Origin of the sequence: Paracidovorax cattleyae (genome assembly GCF_900104515.1) — a bacterium.
Classification (GTDB): Bacteria; Pseudomonadota; Gammaproteobacteria; order Burkholderiales; family Burkholderiaceae_C; genus Paracidovorax; species Paracidovorax cattleyae.
This window is the reverse complement of sequence record NZ_FNJL01000090.1, coordinates 1-1250: the sequence shown is the minus strand read 5'-3', so window position 1 is coordinate 1250 and position 1250 is coordinate 1. Positions and strand designations below refer to the sequence as shown.

Annotated in this window: 1 protein-coding gene and 1 pseudogene; both read left to right on the top strand. The window is 68.6% G+C overall.

The features are described from left to right. Window positions 1–480: pseudogene (locus BLR05_RS25600) on the top strand (DDE-type integrase/transposase/recombinase); the annotation flags it as partial. Beyond that, the coding region (gene istB, locus BLR05_RS25595) for an IS21-like element helper ATPase IstB (protein WP_092840654.1) at window positions 480–1250 on the top strand (771 nt) is incomplete at its 3' end. The pseudogene BLR05_RS25600 and the gene istB, both read left to right, overlap by 1 nt.

The window sequence follows — 1250 nt, the reverse complement described above, 5'->3', positions numbered from 1 at the left end:
GTGCCCGAGCATGTGCTGTTCGACAACACGAAGGCCGTCGTCATAGAACGCGATGCCTACGGCGAAGGCCAGCACCGCTGGAACAGCGAACTGCGCGAACTCGCCGACAACTGCGGCTTCAAGCCTCGGCTGTGCCGGCCCTACCGCGCCAAGACGAAGGGCAAGGTCGAGCGGTTCAATGCCTACCTCAAGGGCAGCTTCGTGGTCCCGCTGGCGGCAACGCTCGAGGCCAGCGGGCTGCGGCTCGATGCCCATCTGGCCAACGTCCACGTCCGGCGTTGGCTCGACGAGGTCGCCAACGCCCGGGTGCATGCCACCACCAAGGCGGTGCCGGCCGTGCGCCTGGCCGAGGAGCGCGCGGTCATGTTGGCGGCGCCCGCACTGAAGGCACCGCCACCGATATGCCAGCGTGTGGTCCTGCCGTTGCAGAGCCTGCAGCATCCGCTGTCCGTGTACGACGCCTTGCTGGAGGTGGCGTGATGGGCCTGCAGCACGACCGCATCGCCGAGCTGTGCGAGCAGCTCAAGCTCACCCGGCTCGCCAGCGACTGGCCCGCCCTCGCGCAGGACGCGGCGCGCGACGGCGCCAGCTTCGCGGACTTCCTGGAGCGTGTACTCGCGAGCGAGCATGCGGGCCGCGAGGAGCGCAAGCGCACGGTGCTGATGCGCCTGGCGACGATGCCGGCCATCAAGACCCTGGAGCAGTTCGACTGGGCGCAGGCGGGCGGCGCCCCGAAGGCGCAGATCGTCGAGCTCGGCCACCTGGCCTTCGTCGAGCGTGCGGAGAACGTGGTGATGCTCGGGCCGAGCGGCGTGGGCAAGACCCACATCGCGCTGGCGCTGTGCCAGCGTGCCGTCATGGCGGGGCACAAGGCGCGGTTCATCACGGCGGCCGACCTGATGATGCAACTGGCCGCAGCCAAAGCCCAGAACCGGCTCAAGGACTACTTCAATCGCGCGGTGCTCGGGCCGAAGCTGCTGGTGGTCGACGAGATCGGCTACCTGCCCTTCGGGCGGGACGAGGCCAACCTGTTCTTCAACGTCGTCGCCAAGCGCTACGAGCGCGGCTCGATGGTGCTCACCAGCAACCTGCCGTTCACGCAGTGGCACAGCGCCTTCGCCGACGACCAGACGCTCACCGCGGCGATGCTCGATCGGCTGCTGCACCACGCCCACATCGTGCAGATCAGCGGCGAGAGCTACCGACTGAAGGACAAACGCAAGGCCGGGCAGACGGCCAGGAGGGCGACG